This is a genomic window from Klebsiella sp. GG_Kp146 (assembly GCF_040061975.1).
Classification (GTDB): domain Bacteria; phylum Pseudomonadota; class Gammaproteobacteria; order Enterobacterales; family Enterobacteriaceae; genus Klebsiella; species Klebsiella quasipneumoniae.
In genome coordinates this window covers 1-16,827 of record NZ_JBEAHA010000021.1, presented here as the reverse complement: position 1 = coordinate 16,827, position 16,827 = coordinate 1, and the positions used below count along the sequence as shown (strand labels likewise).

Annotated in this window: 15 protein-coding genes and 1 pseudogene; 11 read left to right on the top strand and 5 right to left on the bottom strand. The window is 62.2% G+C overall.

What is annotated here, in order from left to right:
• Window positions 1-269 precede the first annotated feature (269 nt).
• Window positions 270-1,229 carry a Fe2+-enterobactin ABC transporter substrate-binding protein gene (gene fepB / locus ABLU95_RS19800; RefSeq protein WP_032455076.1) on the bottom strand — a complete coding sequence of 320 codons (960 nt, stop codon included), beginning with the start codon at window positions 1,227-1,229 and terminating at the stop codon, window positions 270-272.
• A 188-nt stretch (window positions 1,230-1,417) separates the two neighbouring features.
• On the opposite strand from fepB, the gene entC reads away from it, so the two are divergent.
• The 7 genes from entC to ABLU95_RS19765 all read left to right on the top strand — a co-directional run bounded on the left by entC (window position 1,418) and on the right by ABLU95_RS19765 (window position 9,019).
• Window positions 1,418-2,593, top strand: a complete 1,176-nt coding sequence (entC, locus tag ABLU95_RS19795) for an isochorismate synthase EntC (protein WP_048334357.1) — start codon at window positions 1,418-1,420, stop codon at window positions 2,591-2,593.
• A gap of 9 nt (window positions 2,594-2,602) precedes the next feature.
• Window positions 2,603-4,210 (top strand): (2,3-dihydroxybenzoyl)adenylate synthase EntE, encoded by a 1,608-nt coding sequence (entE, locus tag ABLU95_RS19790; RefSeq protein WP_348880261.1) that lies wholly within the window; start codon window positions 2,603-2,605, stop codon window positions 4,208-4,210.
• 13 nt (window positions 4,211-4,223) lie between these two features.
• On the top strand, window positions 4,224-5,075 hold the full coding sequence (gene entB / locus ABLU95_RS19785; RefSeq protein ID WP_048334361.1) for an enterobactin biosynthesis bifunctional isochorismatase/aryl carrier protein EntB: 852 nt from the start codon (window positions 4,224-4,226) through the stop codon (window positions 5,073-5,075).
• Window positions 5,076-5,083: 8 nt separating this feature from the next.
• Window positions 5,084-5,830 (top strand): 2,3-dihydro-2,3-dihydroxybenzoate dehydrogenase EntA, encoded by a 747-nt coding sequence (gene entA, locus ABLU95_RS19780; protein WP_348880282.1) that lies wholly within the window; start codon window positions 5,084-5,086, stop codon window positions 5,828-5,830.
• On the top strand, window positions 5,831-6,244 hold the full coding sequence (entH, locus tag ABLU95_RS19775; RefSeq protein WP_023288788.1) for a proofreading thioesterase EntH: 414 nt from the start codon (window positions 5,831-5,833) through the stop codon (window positions 6,242-6,244). It abuts the gene before it with no gap.
• A 411-nt stretch (window positions 6,245-6,655) separates the two neighbouring features.
• Window positions 6,656-8,761, top strand: a complete 2,106-nt coding sequence (gene cstA / locus ABLU95_RS19770; RefSeq protein ID WP_348880260.1) for a pyruvate/proton symporter CstA — start codon at window positions 6,656-6,658, stop codon at window positions 8,759-8,761.
• Between the two features lie 60 nt (window positions 8,762-8,821).
• Window positions 8,822-9,019, top strand: a complete 198-nt coding sequence (locus ABLU95_RS19765; protein WP_023288790.1) for a YbdD/YjiX family protein — start codon at window positions 8,822-8,824, stop codon at window positions 9,017-9,019.
• Here the strand turns inward: ABLU95_RS19765 and ABLU95_RS19760 are convergent.
• From ABLU95_RS19760 to ABLU95_RS19745, 4 genes and pseudogenes are all read right to left on the bottom strand, one after another.
• Entirely contained in the window at window positions 9,016-9,420 is a 405-nt protein-coding gene (locus ABLU95_RS19760) for a helix-turn-helix transcriptional regulator (RefSeq protein WP_348880259.1), read from the bottom strand. The two genes, ABLU95_RS19765 and ABLU95_RS19760, sit on opposite strands and share 4 nt — an antisense overlap.
• A pseudogene (locus tag ABLU95_RS19755) lies at window positions 9,395-9,527 on the bottom strand (hypothetical protein). Before ABLU95_RS19755 ends, ABLU95_RS19760 begins: the two are co-directional and overlap by 26 nt.
• 183 nt (window positions 9,528-9,710) lie before the next feature.
• Entirely contained in the window at window positions 9,711-10,454 is a 744-nt protein-coding gene (locus tag ABLU95_RS19750; protein ID WP_004885764.1) for a 3-oxoacyl-ACP reductase family protein, read from the bottom strand.
• A 57-nt stretch (window positions 10,455-10,511) separates the two neighbouring features.
• Entirely contained in the window at window positions 10,512-11,600 is a 1,089-nt protein-coding gene (locus tag ABLU95_RS19745; protein WP_087849777.1) for an oxidoreductase, read from the bottom strand.
• 163 nt (window positions 11,601-11,763) lie between these two features.
• Between ABLU95_RS19745 and ABLU95_RS19740 the strand changes: the two genes are divergently transcribed.
• The 4 genes from ABLU95_RS19740 (at window position 11,764) to ABLU95_RS19725 (ending at window position 16,705) form a co-directional block, all read left to right on the top strand.
• Complete coding sequence (locus ABLU95_RS19740) at window positions 11,764-13,266, top strand: sugar ABC transporter ATP-binding protein (RefSeq protein ID WP_101977995.1); 1,503 nt, start codon at window positions 11,764-11,766, stop codon at window positions 13,264-13,266.
• The gene (locus tag ABLU95_RS19735) at window positions 13,263-14,261 is read left to right on the top strand and encodes an ABC transporter permease (protein ID WP_348880258.1); all 999 of its coding nucleotides are present in this window, start codon (window positions 13,263-13,265) and stop codon (window positions 14,259-14,261) included. Before ABLU95_RS19740 ends, ABLU95_RS19735 begins: the two co-directional genes overlap by 4 nt.
• 20 nt (window positions 14,262-14,281) lie before the next feature.
• Window positions 14,282-15,346, top strand: a complete 1,065-nt coding sequence (locus ABLU95_RS19730; protein ID WP_348880257.1) for a sugar ABC transporter substrate-binding protein — start codon at window positions 14,282-14,284, stop codon at window positions 15,344-15,346.
• Between the two features lie 117 nt (window positions 15,347-15,463).
• Entirely contained in the window at window positions 15,464-16,705 is a 1,242-nt protein-coding gene (locus ABLU95_RS19725; protein WP_048297023.1) for an LVIVD repeat-containing protein, read from the top strand.
• Window positions 16,706-16,827: the final 122 nt, after the last annotated feature.

Genomic DNA, 16,827 nt, shown 5'->3' with positions numbered 1-16,827 from the left:
CCGACCGCATACTCGTCATGATGCCCGGTGGCGGCTGCGCCTTACCGGGCCTGGGGTACGGCAGGCCGGTGCAAGCTCAGTAGGCCGGACAAGCGCCGCGCCGCCCGGCAAGGTGTTCCGACCGCGTACCCGTCCTGATGCCCGGTGGCGGCTGCGCCTTACCGGGCCTACGATACGGCAAGCCGGTGCAAGCTCAGTAGGCCGGGCAAGCGCAGCGCCGCCCGGCAAAGCGTTCAGGCTGCGTTCCCGTCCCGATGGCACGGCCCGCGTTAGCCGAACAGGCTGGAGAGACGCTGGAGCACCAGCAGGGCGCTGTAGTAGTCAAGACGGAAGGTCTCGGTGCCCAGCGGGTAAACGCGTTTGCCTTCGACCGCCGGGAGATGCGCCAGCAGCGGGTTGGCGTAAATGGCATCGACATCTTTCTGGTCGCCGGCGAACAGGAACAGGCTCTGGCCGTTCAGACCGGCGGCCAGGTTCTCCCCGCCCAGCTGCACGATATCGTGGCGTTTGCCTTGACTATGGCTGGCGGGCAGGCCGCCCGGCAGCGTCGCCAGGCTAAAGCCCAGCTGTTCGAGCATCTGCCCCTGGGCCGATTCCGGCGTCCAGATATTGGCGCTGTGCGCGGCGGCGGTATAGACGAGGGCGGTGACCGGCTGCGGCGGCAGCTTCATTTTTTCTTTTAACGAAACGAGCTGTTTATTGAAGTCGGCGATGCGCGCGCTGGCCTGTTGCTCATGGCCGGTGATCTGTCCCAACTGGGTAAGCAGCGTTTGCCAGCTTTTATCGTCATAGTTGATGACCAGCGTCGGGGCGATCGTTTTGAGCTGATCGTACAGCGGCAGGGCGGAGTCGCCGCCGGTGGCGCTCACCAGGATCAGATCTGGCATCTGGGCGGCCACCGCTTCCGCGCTCGGTTCGCCGATGTACAGCCGCGTCAGCTTGCGGGCTTTGGCGACCTCACTCCACTGGCGCAGAAAGCCCTGGCTATCGGCCACGCGGTTGTTCGGGGTGGTGGCGCCGCTGGCGACCACCGGGGCGTCGATCGCCAGCAGCGAGCCGGTGAGGGTCACGCTGGTGGAGACAATGCGCAGCGGCTGGCTCGGCAGGGTGTGCGTCCCGTAGCTGTCGGTGACCTGGCGCGGCCAGTCCGCCGCCTGGGCTGAGGTAATTCCTAAAAACAACAGCATCCCGGCCAGCGCACCGCGGCGGTAAAAAGAAGAGAAGTTCACGTCATCGCATCCTGATTCGAAGGGTAATAAATGCGTCTCATTTTCAACTTTGCGCCGACAGGATGCAAGCCAAAGTGGCGGCGCGATGACGTAACGCGGTTGACATGACGGGCAATACCTTTTAGGTTAGCCAACCAAAATACAAATGATAATTATTCGTAATATATTTATCGTTTTTGGAGGATGATATGGAAACGTCACTGGCTGAGGATGTACAGAAATCTACCCGGACCTTATCGCCGGACAGCTTCTTCTTTATGTCGCCGTACCGCAGTTTTAGCACCTCAGGCTGCTTCCGCCGCTTCTCAGCGCCCGCCGACGGCGGCGATGCGCTGAATGGCGAGTTCCAGCAGCAGATGGCCGCCGCCTTTGCCGAGGCCCGGGCGGCGGGGATCCGCAAGCCGGTGATGGTTGGGGCCATCCCGTTCGACACCTGTCAGCCTTCCGAGCTCTATATCCCGGAGCGCTGGGAAGCGTTCTCGCGCCCGGAAAAACAGCGTTCCGCCCGCTATGCCGCGCCGCTGGAGGCGATGGAGGTGGTGGAGCGCCGGGAGATCCCGGAACAGGATGCGTTTTTAGCCATGGTGGAACGCGCCGCCGCGCTGACCGCCACGCCGGAAGTGGACAAAGTGGTGCTATCACGACTTATCGATATCACCACCCGCGATCCTGTCGATAGCGGCGCCCTGATGGAGCGACTGATCGCCCAGAACCCCGCCAGCTTCAACTTCCATGTGCCCCTCTCCGACGGCGGCGTGCTGCTGGGCGCCAGCCCGGAGCTGCTGCTGCGTAAAGAAGGACCGCACTTCAGCTCGCTGCCGCTGGCCGGCTCCGCCCGCCGCCAGCCGGACGATGTGCTGGACCGCGAAGCGGGCAACAGGCTGCTGGCGTCCGGCAAAGATCGCCACGAGCATGAACTGGTGACCCAGGCGATGAAGAGCGTGCTGGGCCCGCGCAGCAGCCAGCTGTCGCTGCCGGCATCGCCGCAGCTGATCACCACCCCGACGCTCTGGCATCTGGCGACGCCGATCGAGGGCACGGCGCTGGCGGAAGAAAACGCCATGTCGCTGGCCTGCCTGCTGCACCCGACTCCGGCGCTCAGCGGCTTCCCGCACCAGGCGGCGAAGCGCCTGATTGCCGACCTGGAACCCTTCGACCGCCAGCTGTTCGGCGGCATCGTCGGCTGGTGTGACGATGAAGGCAACGGCGAATGGGTGGTGACCATCCGCTGCGCGCGTCTGCAGCAGCGTACGCTGCGCCTGTTTGCCGGCGCGGGCATCGTTCCAGCCTCCTCGCCGCTGGGCGAATGGCGCGAAACCGGCGTCAAACTGACCACCATGCTTAACGTATTTGGCTTGAATTAAGAGGCAAGGATGATTGCATTTACCCGTTGGCCGGATGAGTTCGCGGCCCGCTATCGCCAAAAAGGCTACTGGCAGGATCTGCCATTAACCAATCTGATCACCCGTCACGCGGAAAACGACGCCGTGGCGATTATCGATGGCGATCGACACATTAGCTACCGCCAGTTTAACCAGCGGGTGGACAACCTTGCCTGCTCTCTGCAGCGTCAGGGACTGAAGCGCGGGGAAACCGCGCTGGTGCAGCTGGGCAACGTCGCCGAGTTTTACATCACCTTCTTCGCGCTGCTGCGCATCGGCGTCGCGCCGGTGAGCGCGTTGTTCAGCCACCAGCGCAGCGAGCTTAACGCCTACGCCGCGCAGATTAAACCGGCGCTGCTGATCGCCGACCGCGAGCACGCGCTGTTTACCGACGATAGCTTTCTTCACGCGTTTATCGCTGAACATCCTTCCCTGCGCGTGGCGCTGCTGCGTAACGACGGCGGCGAGCGCGATCTGGCGACGGAGATTAACCGCCCGGCGGATAACTTTATCGCTAACCCAACCCCTGCCGACGAAGTGGCTTTTTTCCAGCTCTCCGGCGGCAGCACCGGGACGCCGAAGCTGATCCCGCGTACCCATAACGACTACGACTACAGCATTCGCCGCAGCAACGAGATCTGCGGGATTAACGCTGAGACGCGCTACCTCAACGCGCTGCCGGCGGCGCATAACTATGCGATGAGCTCCCCGGGGTCGCTGGGCGTTTTCCTCGCCGGCGGGCGGGTGATCCTCGCCGCCGACCCCAGCGCCACCCTCTGTTTCCCGCTGATTGAAAAACATCAGATCAACGTCGCCTCGCTGGTGCCGCCGGCGGTCAGCCTGTGGCTGCAGGCGATCCATGAATGGGGCGGCAATGCCCAGCTGCAGTCGCTGCAGCTGCTGCAGGTCGGCGGCGCGCGCCTGTCGGCGACCCTTGCCGCGCGCATCCCGGCGGAAATTGGCTGCCAGCTGCAGCAGGTGTTCGGCATGGCGGAGGGGCTGGTGAATTACACCCGCCTTAATGACAGCCCTGAGCGGATCATTCATACCCAGGGCTGCCCGATGTGCCCGGACGATGAAGTGTGGGTGGCGGATGCCGACGGCAACCCGCTGCCGCGCGGCGAAGTGGGCCGCCTGATGACCCGCGGGCCGTACACCTTCCGCGGCTACTACAACAGCCCGCAGCATAACGCGGAAGCCTTTGACGCCGACGGGTTTTACTGTTCCGGCGATCTGATATCGATCGATGAAGACGGGTATATCACCGTCCAGGGCCGGGAAAAAGACCAGATCAACCGCGGCGGCGAGAAGATCGCCGCCGAAGAGATCGAAAACCTGCTGCTGCGCCATGAGGCGGTGATCCACGCCGCGTTGGTCAGCATTGAAGACAACCTGCTGGGCGAGAAGAGCTGCGCTTACCTGGTGGCGACCTCGCCGCTGCGCGCCATCGCGGTGCGCCGCTTCCTGCGCGAGCAGGGAGTGGCTGAATTTAAACTGCCGGACCGCGTGGAGTGCGTTGCCGCGCTGCCGCTGACGCCGGTGGGCAAAGTCGATAAGAAACAATTACGTCAGTGGCTGGCCGAAGGCAAGCTGGGCTGAAGGAGAACAGAAAATGGCAATCCCTAAATTACAGGCTTACGCGCTGCCGGAAGCCAGCGATATCCCGGCGAACAAAGTCAGCTGGGCCTTTGAGCCCTCCCGCGCCGCGCTGCTGATCCACGATATGCAGGAGTATTTCCTCAATTTCTGGGGCGAAAACAGCGCGATGATGGAGAAAGTGGTGGCCAATATCGCCGCCCTGCGCGACTTCTGCAAACAGAACGGCATTCCGGTGTACTACACCGCCCAGCCGAAAGAGCAGAGCGATGAAGATCGCGCGCTGCTGAATGATATGTGGGGGCCGGGGCTGACCCGTTCGCCGGAGCAGCAGCAGGTGATTGCCGCCCTGGCGCCGGATGAAGACGACACCGTGCTGGTGAAATGGCGCTACAGCGCGTTTCATCGCTCGCCGCTGGAGGCGATGCTGAAGGAGAGCGGCCGCGACCAGCTGATCATCACCGGCGTGTATGCCCATATCGGCTGCATGACCACCGCCACCGACGCCTTTATGCGCGATATCAAACCGTTCTTTGTCGCCGACGCGCTGGCGGACTTCAGCCGCGAAGAGCACCTGATGGCGCTGAAATACGTCGCCGGCCGCTCCGGCCGCGTGGTGATGACCGAAGCGCTGTTGCCGCTGCCGGCCTCCAAAGCGGCGCTGCGCGCGCTGATCCTGCCGCTGCTCGACGAATCCGACGAACCGCTGGATGATGAAAACCTGATCGACTACGGTCTGGATTCGGTGCGGATGATGGCCCTGGCCGCCCGCTGGCGCAAAGTGCACGGCGATATCGACTTCGTGATGCTGGCGAAAAACCCGACCATCGACGCCTGGTGGGCGCTGCTTTCCCGCGAGGTGCGATAATGGCGGCGCTGGATTTTCGCGGTCAGACCGTGTGGGTGACCGGCGCAGGTAAAGGGATCGGTTATGCCACCGCGCTGGCTTTTGTGGAGGCCGGCGCCAACGTCATCGGTTTCGACCTCGCCTTTGACGGCGAACGCTACCCGTTTGCGACCGAAACGCTGGACGTCGCCGATGCCGACCGGGTGCGCGAGGTGTGCAGCCGCCTGTTGGCGAACACCGAGCGGTTAGACGTGCTGGTGAACGCCGCCGGGATCCTGCGCATGGGCGCCACCGACCAGCTAAGCGCGGAAGACTGGCAGCAGACCTTCGCGGTCAACGTCGGCGGGGCGTTCAACCTGTTTCAGCAGACGATGGCCCAGTTCCGTCGCCAGCGGGGCGGGGCCATCGTCACCGTCGCCTCCGATGCCGCGCACACGCCGCGCATCGGCATGAGCGCCTATGGCGCCTCGAAGGCGGCGCTGAAAAACCTGGCGCTGACCGTCGGCCTTGAGCTGGCGGGCAGCGGGGTGCGCTGTAATCTGGTCTCGCCGGGCTCTACCGATACCGATATGCAGCGCACGCTGTGGGTCAGCGACGATGCGGAGCAGCAGCGGATCCGCGGTTTCGGCGAGCAGTTTAAGCTCGGCATCCCGCTGGGTAAGATTGCCCGCCCGCAGGAGATTGCGAATACCATTCTGTTCCTCGCCTCTGCTCATGCCAGCCATATCACCCTGCAGGATATCGTGGTGGACGGCGGCTCGACGCTGGGGGCGTAAATGGCCTGGAAACGAGCGCTCACGCTGGCGGCGCTGAACGCCAGCAGCGAAAACACCCTGGTGGCGCATCTGGGGATCGTCTACACCCGGCTGGAGGCGGGGCTGCTGGAGGCGGAGATGCCGGTGGATGCCCGCACCCATCAGCCGTTTGGCCTGCTGCACGGCGGCGCTTCAGCGGCGCTGGCGGAGACGCTGGGGTCGATGGCCGGCTGGCTGATGACCGACGAGGGGCAGTGCGTGGTCGGCACCGAGCTGAACGCCACCCATCACCGGGCGGTCTCCAGCGGGAAAGTGCGCGGCGAGTGCCGCCCGCTGCATCTTGGCCGGCAGAGCCAGAGCTGGGAGATTGTGGTGTATGACGAGAAGGGGCGGCGCTGCTGCACCTGTCGTCTGGGCACCGCGGTGCTGGGCTAAGCAGCCACGCTTTCCCCGGCTTGCGCTACGCTTAGCCGGGCTACGTATCGGCGCAATGGGTAGCCCGGATAAGGCGCAGCGCGCCGCCATCCGGGAATATCCCTGCTCGGCTGTACTTAGCAGGGCTACGGTTTCTGGGTCAGGAAGCCGCTGTTTCCCCGGCTTGCGCTGCGCTTAGCCGGACTACGGATCTGTAGGTCGGGTAAGGCGTTAGCCGCCACCCGACAAACAAACGGCACCGTTCACGATAATCCTTTCATTCATTTTCCAGCCTTAAGTGATCTCGCTAGCAATGTGAGACAAATCTCTGTGGGTGGACGGCATCTGCGCTGTTTCGATGTTGTTAAATTCTGCGTTGTGTTCTAGAAACAAACTGTAACATCCTGATTACCCTACCGGTGGACCACAACAATGAATAATTCAGGGAAATACCTTATCTGGGCACTGCTCTCCGTGATCGGAGCCTTTGCCCTCGGCTACATTGCTTTAAACCGGGGTGAGCAGATCAACGCGCTGTGGATTGTCGTCGCGGCAGTCTGCGTTTATCTGATCGCGTATCGTTTTTACGGCCTGTATATCGCCAAAACCGTGCTCGGCGTCGACCCGACGCGCATGACGCCCGCGGTGCGGCATAACGATGGCCTCGACTATGTCCCGACTGACAAAAAAGTGCTGTTCGGTCACCATTTTGCCGCCATCGCCGGCGCGGGGCCGCTGGTGGGCCCGGTGCTCGCCGCGCAGATGGGCTATCTGCCGGGGATGATCTGGATCCTCGCCGGCGTAGTGCTGGCCGGGGCGGTGCAGGACTTTATGGTGCTGTTCGTTTCCACCCGTCGCGACGGCCGTTCGCTGGGCGAACTGGTGAAAGAGGAGATGGGGGCGACCGCCGGGGTGATTGCCCTGGTGGCGACCTTTATGATCATGGTGATTATCCTCGCGGTGCTGGCGATGATCGTGGTGAAAGCGCTGACCCACAGCCCGTGGGGAACCTATACCGTGGCCTTTACCATTCCGCTGGCGCTGTTTATGGGGATCTATATTCGCTATCTGCGCCCGGGGCGCATTGGCGAAGTGTCGGTGATTGGCCTGATATTCCTGGTGTTCGCCATTATCTCCGGCGGCTGGATAGCGGAAAGCCCGACCTGGGCGCCGTTCTTTGACTTTACCGGCGTCCAGCTCACCTGGATGCTGGTGGGCTACGGCTTTGTCGCCGCGGTGCTGCCGGTCTGGTTGCTGCTGGCCCCGCGCGACTACCTCTCCACCTTCCTGAAAATCGGCACTATCGTCGGTCTGGCGATCGGCATTCTGATTATGCGTCCGACCCTGACCATGCCGGCGCTGACCAAATTTATCGACGGTACTGGCCCGGTATGGACTGGCAACCTGTTCCCGTTCCTGTTTATCACCATCGCTTGCGGCGCGGTGTCGGGCTTCCACGCCCTGATTGCCTCCGGTACCACGCCGAAGATGCTGGCGAATGAAAATCAGGCCTGCTTTATCGGCTACGGCGGCATGCTGATGGAATCCTTCGTGGCGATTATGGCGCTGGTGGCCGCCTGTATCATTGACCCGGGCGTCTACTTCGCGATGAACAGCCCGATGGCGGTGCTGGCGCCGGCGGGAACCACCGATGTGGTGGCCTCGGCGGCGCAGGTGGTGAGCGGTTGGGGCTTTGCGATTACCCCGGAAACGTTGACGCATATCGCCAATGAGGTGGGCGAGCAGTCCATCATCTCTCGCGCCGGCGGGGCGCCTACGCTGGCGGTGGGCATGGCCTACATTCTCCACGGCGCGCTGGGCGGGTTGATGGACGTCTCGTTCTGGTACCACTTCGCCATTCTGTTTGAAGCGCTGTTTATCCTGACGGCGGTGGATGCCGGCACCCGTGCGGCGCGCTTTATGCTGCAGGATCTGCTGGGGGTGATCTCCCCGAACCTGAAGCGTACTGACTCGTTACCGGCTAACCTGCTGGCGACGGCGCTGTGCGTGCTGGCGTGGGGCTACTTCCTCCATCAGGGAGTGGTCGATCCGCTGGGCGGCATTAACACCCTGTGGCCGCTGTTCGGTATCGCCAACCAGATGCTGGCGGGGATGGCGCTGATGCTCTGCGCAGTGGTGCTGTTCAAGATGAAACGTCAGCGCTATGCGTGGGTGGCGCTGGTGCCGACGGCCTGGCTGCTGATCTGTACCCTCACCGCCGGCTGGCAGAAGGCCTTCAGCCCGGACAATAAAGTGGGCTTCCTGGCGATTGCCAACAAGTTCCAGGCGATGATCGACAGCGGCAAAATCCCGGCGCAGTATACCGAGTCGCAGCTGGCGCAGCTGGTGTTTAACAACCGTCTCGATGCCGGGCTGACCATCTTCTTTATGATCGTGGTGGTGGTGCTGGCGCTGTTCTCGATTAAAACCGCGCTGGCGGCGCTGAAAGAGAATAAACCGACGGCGAAAGAGACACCGTATGAGCCAATGCCTGAAAACCTGGACGCGATAGTGACCCAGGCGAAAGGGGCGCATTAACCTGTGTGCCGGGTGGCGGCTTCGCCTTACCCGGCGTACTTTTTCTGTGAGATCAGAATTATGTTCGACACCCTTTCCAAAGCAGGTAAGTACCTGGGCCAGGCCGCCAAAATGATGATCGGCGTGCCGGATTACGACAACTACGTCGAGCACATGCGCGTCAACCATCCGGATCAGACGCCAATGACCTACGAAGCATTTTTCCGCGAACGCCAGGACGCCCGCTACGGCGGCAAGGGCGGGGCGAAGTGCTGTTAACCCTCTTTCGGCAGATAGAGGCTGATCTGCTCCTGCTTACAGCCGTAGAGCACCGCCAGCTTCTCGCGGGTGCGCTTCTGCGGACGGGAGTCCAGCGCTTCCAGCTGTGACACGGCGGACTGGCTGATGCCGAGCTTTTCGGCGACCTCCTGCTGGGACATCCCGCGCAGGATGCGCCACGCAGCCTGCAGGCTGACGTTTTCTTTATGCATCACGTCGCATACTTCGCCTGGCAGCATGACGTTATCATAGATGTCTGATTCATAAGGAATATCTTCCCAGTCGCTTTCATCCTCGTCGTCGTACTCCAGCAGAGCCAGGCGCATACGAAAGTAATCACTGTAAGGAATGACGACATACTGGTCTTTTCCTTCTTCATCCTTGATGTACTGAATAGTCATATTCGGCATGCTCCTCATGCAGGTAGGTGGTGGTGGTTCGGCGTTTAACCGCCACTATCGATTTTAGAAAATGGCTTATCTGCCGTTTTTGACCAGACAATCTTCATCCGTACCTCCACTGTACGACCACACAAAATATAAGGAAATAATAAGACTATTAGATAAATTCCGAATTTCTTATGGGGTAGGGTAGAGCGGAGAAAAAACGCAGGTAAGCGGCAAAACGCAACGCGTCGAGGCGGCTCGAAAAGGCCTCTGCCGGGCGACAGAGGCTTGCAGAAAATGTGCGATCAGGCGTTCAAACCGCCATCCACGTCCAGCCCGGTGCCGGAGATCTGCCCGGCGGCCGGGCTGGCGAGGAAGGTGACCGCCGCGGCGATGTCTTCCGGCTGGCCGTAGTGACCTAACGCAATAAGTTGACGCTGGGCATCGGCCTGCTCGCCATCTTCCGGGTTCATATCGCTGTTGGTCGGGCCGGGATGGACGAGGTTAACGGTGATCCCGCGGGGGCCTAAATCGCGCGCCAGGCCGCGGGTAAGGGAGTTGAGGGCGGACTTGGTCATCGAGTAAACCGCGATGCCCGGCTGCGCCACGCGGTTAGCCAGACAGCTGCCGATGTTGATGATGCGCCCGCCGTCTGACATATGCACCAGCGCCTCCTGGATGGCGATAACCACCCCACGAATATTGACGTTGATAAGCGCGTCGATGTCCGCCAGCGTCATGGACTCCAGCGGGCCGCCGCGCGCGATCCCGGCGTTGTTGACCAGAATGTCCAGCCCGCCGAGGGAACGCGCCGCATGGGTGACGGCATCCTGAATCGCCTGCGCGCTGGCGCTGTCGGCCTGCACCGCTTCACCGTGCCTACCCAGCGCCTTTATTTCCTCGGCGACCGCCTGGGCTTTATCGGCCGATTTTTCATACGTAATAACCACGTCGGCGCCGGCGCGCGCCAGCGACAGGGCGATAGCCCGACCCAACCCACGGCTGGCGCCGGTAACCAGCGCCTTCTTACCTGTTAAATCGATCTGCATGATGACCTCGTTGCGAGAGTGGTGAGAATCATCATTAGGTATAGACGGTCGGGGTGATTAACGGCTGAAGTATTCCACCTTCTCAAACGCCGCGCGCAGAACCTCAGGGGTTAACGTCACCGGTAAATAGTGAATCGACTCGCCCGGGCGCAGGGTATGGGCAATGACCCGGTCAAGCTCTGCGCGGTTAGTGATATCGACCTCCAGCGCCGCCAGCGTCGCCGGCAGGTTAAAGCGCTGCCAGGCCTGCACCAGCTGCGCCAGGACCTCATCCTGACCGAGCAGGGCGCTTTGCACCAGAATGCCGTAGGCCACTTTGGTGCCGTGGAGGAATTTATCCGTCTGCGGTAGCACCGTCAGCCCGTTGTGCACCGCATGGGCGGCGGCGACCCGGGTGTAGCGTTCCCCCAGCCCGCCAACCATCCCGCCGCCGGCGATAACTGCATCCACCACATCGCGAAACGCCTGGCTCAGCTCGCCGCGGCGCTGGTCCGCCAGCGCCGTTTCGCTGCTGGCCAGCAGCACGTCGCGGATCGCCAGCGCGCCGTTAATCCCCAGCCGCACGGTGAGCGGCAGGGCCTCCGGCTGCGGCGCCAGCACCACTGCCTCATACCATTTGGCTAAGGTGTCGCCAATGCCCGCCAGCAGGTACTCCGCCGGGGCGTTGAGAATGATGCGCGGCTCGACCAGCACCAGGAAATTCGCGTCATCGAAGATCTCAAAATTCAGGGCCTGTCCGGCGTCGCTGTACCACACCGACAGCGGCGTCCATGCCGCGCAGGTGGCGGCGATGGTCGGGATGGCCACCAGCGGAACCCCCAGGCGGCGGGCCAGCACTTTCGCGCTGTCGAGCAGCGCGCCGCCGCCTACGCCAATCACTACCGCCCGATCGTCACCTGAGGCCTGCGCCAGCCCCGCCACGTCGCGTTCGCTGCAGTGGCCGGTAAAGCGGATCTTTTTCGCTTCCGGCAGGTGGAAGGCCGCCGGCAGAAAAGGTTCGGCGCCGGCCAGGGCGCGCTCGCCATAGACCCACACCGCCCGCGACAGCTGGTCGGCGTTAAAAAAATCGCTTAGCCGCTGAAGGCTGCCAGGGTGGGAGAAATAGTTGGCCGGGCCGGGCACGACGCGGATCTCGCTGTTGCTCATGAAAGCTGTCCTTATAGGTGTTGGGCTAACCTGATGTTATGTCTGGACATCCAGATGGCTAATATTATTTCGTTGTATCTTATGCTTTTTACGCAGTTGTCAGCCAGCGGCGGCTATGAAAAATTCGTTAAATCAGAAGATTAATTGCCGCACGGGAGCAGTGATGAGCGCGAATCGCCTTGAGATGCATAACATTAGCCTGGCCTTCTCCGGCTTTCAGGCGCTGAACAAGGTAGCCTTCACCCTTCATGGCGGGTCGGTGCATGCCCTGACCGGCGCCAACGGCGCGGGTAAGTCGACGCTGATGGCGGTACTGTGCGGCACCCACGCCCATTATCAGGGCGAAGTGACGATCAATAACCAGCCGGTCACCATTCGTTCGCCGCGGGATGCCAAACAGCTGGGGATCCACCTGGTGCAGCAGGAGGTGGACGTGGCGCTGGTGCCGGGCCTGAGCATTGCCGAAAACATCATGCTGGACAGGCTGGCGGAGCCGGGGACGACCTTCTGCTGGTCGCGGGTTCGGCAGCTGGCGCGCGAGGCGCTGGCGCAGCTGGACGTGGCGCTGGACGTCAGGCGCTCTATTGACAGCTGCACGCTCGCCGAAAAACAGCAGATCCTGCTGGCCCGCGCCCTGTCGCACCATTGCCGCTTTCTGATCCTCGATGAACCCACCGCGCCGCTGGATCAGCATGAAAGCGAACGCCTGTTTGCGGTGGTACGCCGTCTGCAGCAGCAGGGGATCGGGGTGGTGTTTATTTCGCACCGCATCCACGAGCTGAAGGCGATCTGCGACACCCTGACGGTGCTGCGCGACGGGCGTCTGATTGAGAGCGGCCCGATGGCGCCGCTGAGCGGGGAACAGATTGTCGAAAAGATGCTGGGCCACGAGCTGAGCGATATCTTCCCGCCGCCGCGTCCGCCGCACGGTGAAGAAGTGCTGCTGCAGGTGGAAGGGTTGCACGATGAGGCGCTGCTGCAGGATATCTCGCTGCGCCTGCGTAAGGGGGAAATTCTGGGGATCGCCGGGCTGGCCGGGGCGGGCAAAACCGAGCTGTGCAAAGCGCTGTTCGGCGCCAGCAAAAGCCGGGTGCAGCGCGGCGAGCTGAACGGCCAGCCGTGGCGGCCGCGGGATCCCGCCGACTCGGTGGGGCGCGGCCTGGCGCTGGTCCCGGAGGAGCGGCGCAAAGAGGGCATTTTCATCGAAGAGCCGATCGCGATGAACCTGGCGGTCAGCGCCGATAACCACTTTTCGCGCTGGAGCCTGTTCGGCCATCGCCAGGCCTGGCGCTGGGCGGAGGAGGTGATAGCCCGCCTCGGCGTGCGCGCCACCGGTCCCGGTCAGACGCTGCGTCGTCTGTCCGGCGGCAATCAGCAGAAGGTGGCCATTGGCAAATGGTTGCGCGGCGATGCCAACGTTTTGATTTTTGACGAACCGACCAAAGGGGTCGATGTGAAAGCGAAAACCGATCTGTTCATGCTGATCGATGGTCTGGCGCGGGAAGGCAAAGGGGTGATTTATGCCTCGGGTGAATTCGCCGAGCTGGTCGGTTTATGCGACCGCATCTGCGTACTATGGGACGGACGGATCGTGGCGGAGATCCCCGGCGCGGAAGCCCGGGAAGAGACACTGCTTTATTATTCAACCGGAGGAGCGGCAGCGTGAGCAAGGCCCTGGCAGTGAACGCGACGGTATCAGGCCGTCAGCGATTTTTTGATTTTCTCTATAAGTGGGGCATGTTGCTGACCGTGGTGCTGCTGGTGGCGGTCTTTGGCTTCGCCTCGGACAACTTCCTTGACCCGTTCAACATCATCAACATTCTGCGCTCGATAGCCATCGTGACGGTGATTGCCATTGGGGTGTCGATTTCCCTCACCATCGGCGGCTTCGATCTGTCCGTCGGATCGACGGCGTCGCTGGCCAACGCCCTGGTGATCTCCCTGTTTGTCTGGCACGGCCTGGGGACCACCGAAGCCATCCTGATCACCCTCGCGCTCTGCACCCTGGTGGGGCTGTTTAACGCCTTTCTGATCGTGGTGCTGCGCATCCCCGACATGCTCGCCACCCTGGCCAGCCTGTTTGTGATTCAGGGGGTGGCAATGACATACAGCTACGGCGGGTCGATTACCGAAAACATGGTGCTGCCGAGCGGCGAGATGGCGGACGGCACCATCCCGGCGGCGTTTGGCGCGCTGGGCCAGGTGCCGACCATCGTCATCATCATGCTGGTGGTGACGCTGGTCGCCCAGCTGGCGCTGTCGTTCACCACCCACGGCCGGCGGATGTACGCCATCGGCGGCAACCCGGAGGCGGCGCGGCTCTCCGGCCTGCGGATCACGCGTTATAAAGTGGCGGCGTACGTGATTGCCTCGCTGCTGGCCGGGCTCGGCGGCATTCTGCTGGCCTCGCGTATCGGATCGTCGCAGGTTAACGCCGGCGGCGGCTATCTGATGGACGCGGTGGCGGCGGCCTGGATCGGCTTTTCGCTGGCCGGCTCCGGCAAACCGAACGCTCTGGGGACGCTGGTGGGGGCGGTGATCCTCGGCGTGCTCTCCAACGGGCTGGTGATGCTCTCGGTGCCGTATTACGCGATGGACATTATTAAAGGGCTGGTACTGGCTGGCGCGCTGGCACTGACCTATTTTCAGCGCCGTACTTAACATTTCACAGGGTAAACCGCATGAAAAAGATCGCACTCTCTCTCATTACGCTGGGTCTGCTGCAGTCGACGGCGGCGCTGGCCACCGCCCCGACGCCGGTGCCGGCGGCCATTGCCGAACACAACGGCCCGATCCGCATTGCAGTGATCCGCAACCTGGGGTCTGACGATAACACCACCCAGTTTGTCGCCGGGGCGCTGCAGGAAGGCAAAAAGCTCGGTTTCAAAATCAGCACCTTCCTGAGCAACGGCGATGACGCCAAATTCCAGGACTTCGTCAACCAGGCGATCAGCCAGAAATACGACGGCATTATTCTCTCCCAGGGGCGTGACCCCTATTCGACGGCCCTGGTGAAGAAGGCGGTGGACGCCGGGATCAAAGTGGCGGTGTTCGATACCGCGGTGAGCGGCGAGATCCCCGGCGTAACGGTCAGCCAGCAGGATGACGCCTCACTGACCGATCTCTCCTTTGGCCAGCTGGTGAAAGATTTCAACGGCAAAGCCAACATCGTCAAGCTGTGGGTGGCGGGTTTCCCGCCAATGGAGCGCCGTCAGACGGCTTACCAGACGCTGCTGAAGCAAAATCCGGGGATTAAAGAGCTGGAGTCGATCGGCGCCGTTTCGTCCGATGTGCAGGGCGATACCGCTAACAAGGTGGGGGCGATCCTCGCCAAATATCCGAAAGGGAAAATCGACGCTATCTGGGGCACCTGGGATGCCTTTAGCCAGGGGGCCTATAAGGCGCTGAAAGAGAACGGCCGCACCGAGATCAAACTCTACAGTATTGATATTTCCAACCAGGATCTGCAGCTGATGCGCGAAGCCGGCAGCCCGTGGAAGGTGAGCGTGGCGGTGGATCCGAAGCTTATCGGCGCGACCAACGTGCGGCTGATCGCCAATAAGATCGCCGGCGAGCCGACGCCGGCCACCTACGACTTCAAGGCGGCGGCGATCCCGCAGGCGCTGCTGGCGGCCCAGCCGGGGGCGGTGAACGTGGCCTCGCTGGGGAAAATCATTCCGGGCTGGGGCCAGACGGAAGACTTTATCGCGCCGTGGTTTGCGACGCTGGAAGCGAAAAACAAATAAAACGAAGCCGGGTGGCGGCGGGGGCGGCCTGTTGCCCTTTCCCACAGGGAGAGGGGGAAAACCAACAGCGCCCGTAGGCCCGGTAAGCGCAGCGCCACCGGGCGAAAGGAATTCCCTATGTCAGCATTACCTTCCCCAGAATACAGCCGCAATATGCGGCTGATCGGCCATAGCGACCAGGGCGGTCGTCCGGACGGCGTGCAGCTGATGGTGCACCGCGGATTCGCCTATATCGGCCATATGGTGTCGCAGGGTTTTTCCGTGGTCGATGTTCGCGATCCGACCCGGCCCACCACGGTCAACTATATTGCCGCGCCGCCGGGCACCTGGAACGTGCACCTCCAGGCGCATGACGATCTGCTGCTGGTGATCAACGCCCGAGATCTGTTTGCCGACGCCCGTTTTGCCGATGAGAAGGTGTACTACACCCGCTCGGTGGGTGACACGGTCAGCGATGTGCAGGACAAAGGCTGGAGTGCCGGGCTGCGCGTGTTTGATATCTCCACGCCGGATAAGCCGCGTGAAATTGGCTTTCTGTCGCTGAGCGGTATCGGCATTCACCGCATCTGGTACGTCGGCGGCCGCTGGGCGTATGTGTCCGCGCTGATCGACGGTTTTACCGACTACATCTTCCTGACCATCGATCTGGCCGATCCGCGTAAACCGCAGGTTGCCGGGCGCTGGTGGTTGCCGGGGATGCACCAGGCGGGCGGTGAAACACCGGACTGGCCGCAGGGTAAACGCTATGCGCTGCACCACGCCATTATTGCCGGGGATACCGCCTACGGCAGCTGGCGCGACGGCGGCCTGACGCTGCTGGATGTCAAAGACCGTACCCAGCCGACGCTGATCAGCCATCGCAACTGGAGCCCGCCGTTCGGCGGCGGAACGCATACCGCGCTGCCGCTGCCGGATCGCGATCTGCTGGTGGTGCTGGATGAAGCGGTGCTCGACAATCAGGAGGACGGCGAGAAGCTGATCTGGCTGTTTGATATTCGCGAGCCAGCGAACCCGGTAAGTATCTCAACTTTCCCACAGCCTGATGAAATCGACTATGTGGCGAAAGGGGCGCACTTCGGGCCGCATAACCTGCATGAGAACCGGCCGGGGAGCTTTGTCAGCTCAACGCTTATCTTCGCCACCTATCAGAATGCCGGCGTGCGGGCGTACGATATTTCCAACCCGTATCGTCCGCTGGAGACTGGGGCGCTGGTGCCGGCTGCTCCTGAGAGGATGATGGATACCCGTCCCGGCCGCCCGCGGGTGATCCAGTCCTGCGATGTGTTTGTCGATGCGCAGGGCATTATCTACAGCACCGATTACAACGGCGGGCTGTCGGTGATTGAGTATCTGGGGTGAGGACAAGGTAAACGCAAAAAGGCAATGACAATTGCCTTTTTCTGGCTGATGACAAACCTGTTTCGTTATTGTGCTCGCATGTCTGCCGGGTGGCGGCTTTCGCCTTACCCGGCCTACAAAAG

Coding starts and splice junctions, on each gene's coding strand:
- ABLU95_RS19745 (WP_087849777.1), bottom strand. CDS start 11,600: ATGAGCAACAGCGAGATCCGCGTCGTGCCCGGCCCGGCCAACTATTTC.
- ABLU95_RS19730 (WP_348880257.1), top strand. CDS start 14,282: ATGAAAAAGATCGCACTCTCTCTCATTACGCTGGGTCTGCTGCAGTCG.
- ABLU95_RS19740 (WP_101977995.1), top strand. CDS start 11,764: ATGAGCGCGAATCGCCTTGAGATGCATAACATTAGCCTGGCCTTCTCC.
- entB (WP_048334361.1), top strand. CDS start 4,224: ATGGCAATCCCTAAATTACAGGCTTACGCGCTGCCGGAAGCCAGCGAT.
- ABLU95_RS19750 (WP_004885764.1), bottom strand. CDS start 10,454: ATGCAGATCGATTTAACAGGTAAGAAGGCGCTGGTTACCGGCGCCAGC.
- ABLU95_RS19765 (WP_023288790.1), top strand. CDS start 8,822: ATGTTCGACACCCTTTCCAAAGCAGGTAAGTACCTGGGCCAGGCCGCC.
- ABLU95_RS19725 (WP_048297023.1), top strand. CDS start 15,464: ATGTCAGCATTACCTTCCCCAGAATACAGCCGCAATATGCGGCTGATC.
- entE (WP_348880261.1), top strand. CDS start 2,603: ATGATTGCATTTACCCGTTGGCCGGATGAGTTCGCGGCCCGCTATCGC.
- entH (WP_023288788.1), top strand. CDS start 5,831: ATGGCCTGGAAACGAGCGCTCACGCTGGCGGCGCTGAACGCCAGCAGC.
- cstA (WP_348880260.1), top strand. CDS start 6,656: ATGAATAATTCAGGGAAATACCTTATCTGGGCACTGCTCTCCGTGATC.
- entC (WP_048334357.1), top strand. CDS start 1,418: ATGGAAACGTCACTGGCTGAGGATGTACAGAAATCTACCCGGACCTTA.
- ABLU95_RS19760 (WP_348880259.1), bottom strand. CDS start 9,420: ATGACTATTCAGTACATCAAGGATGAAGAAGGAAAAGACCAGTATGTC.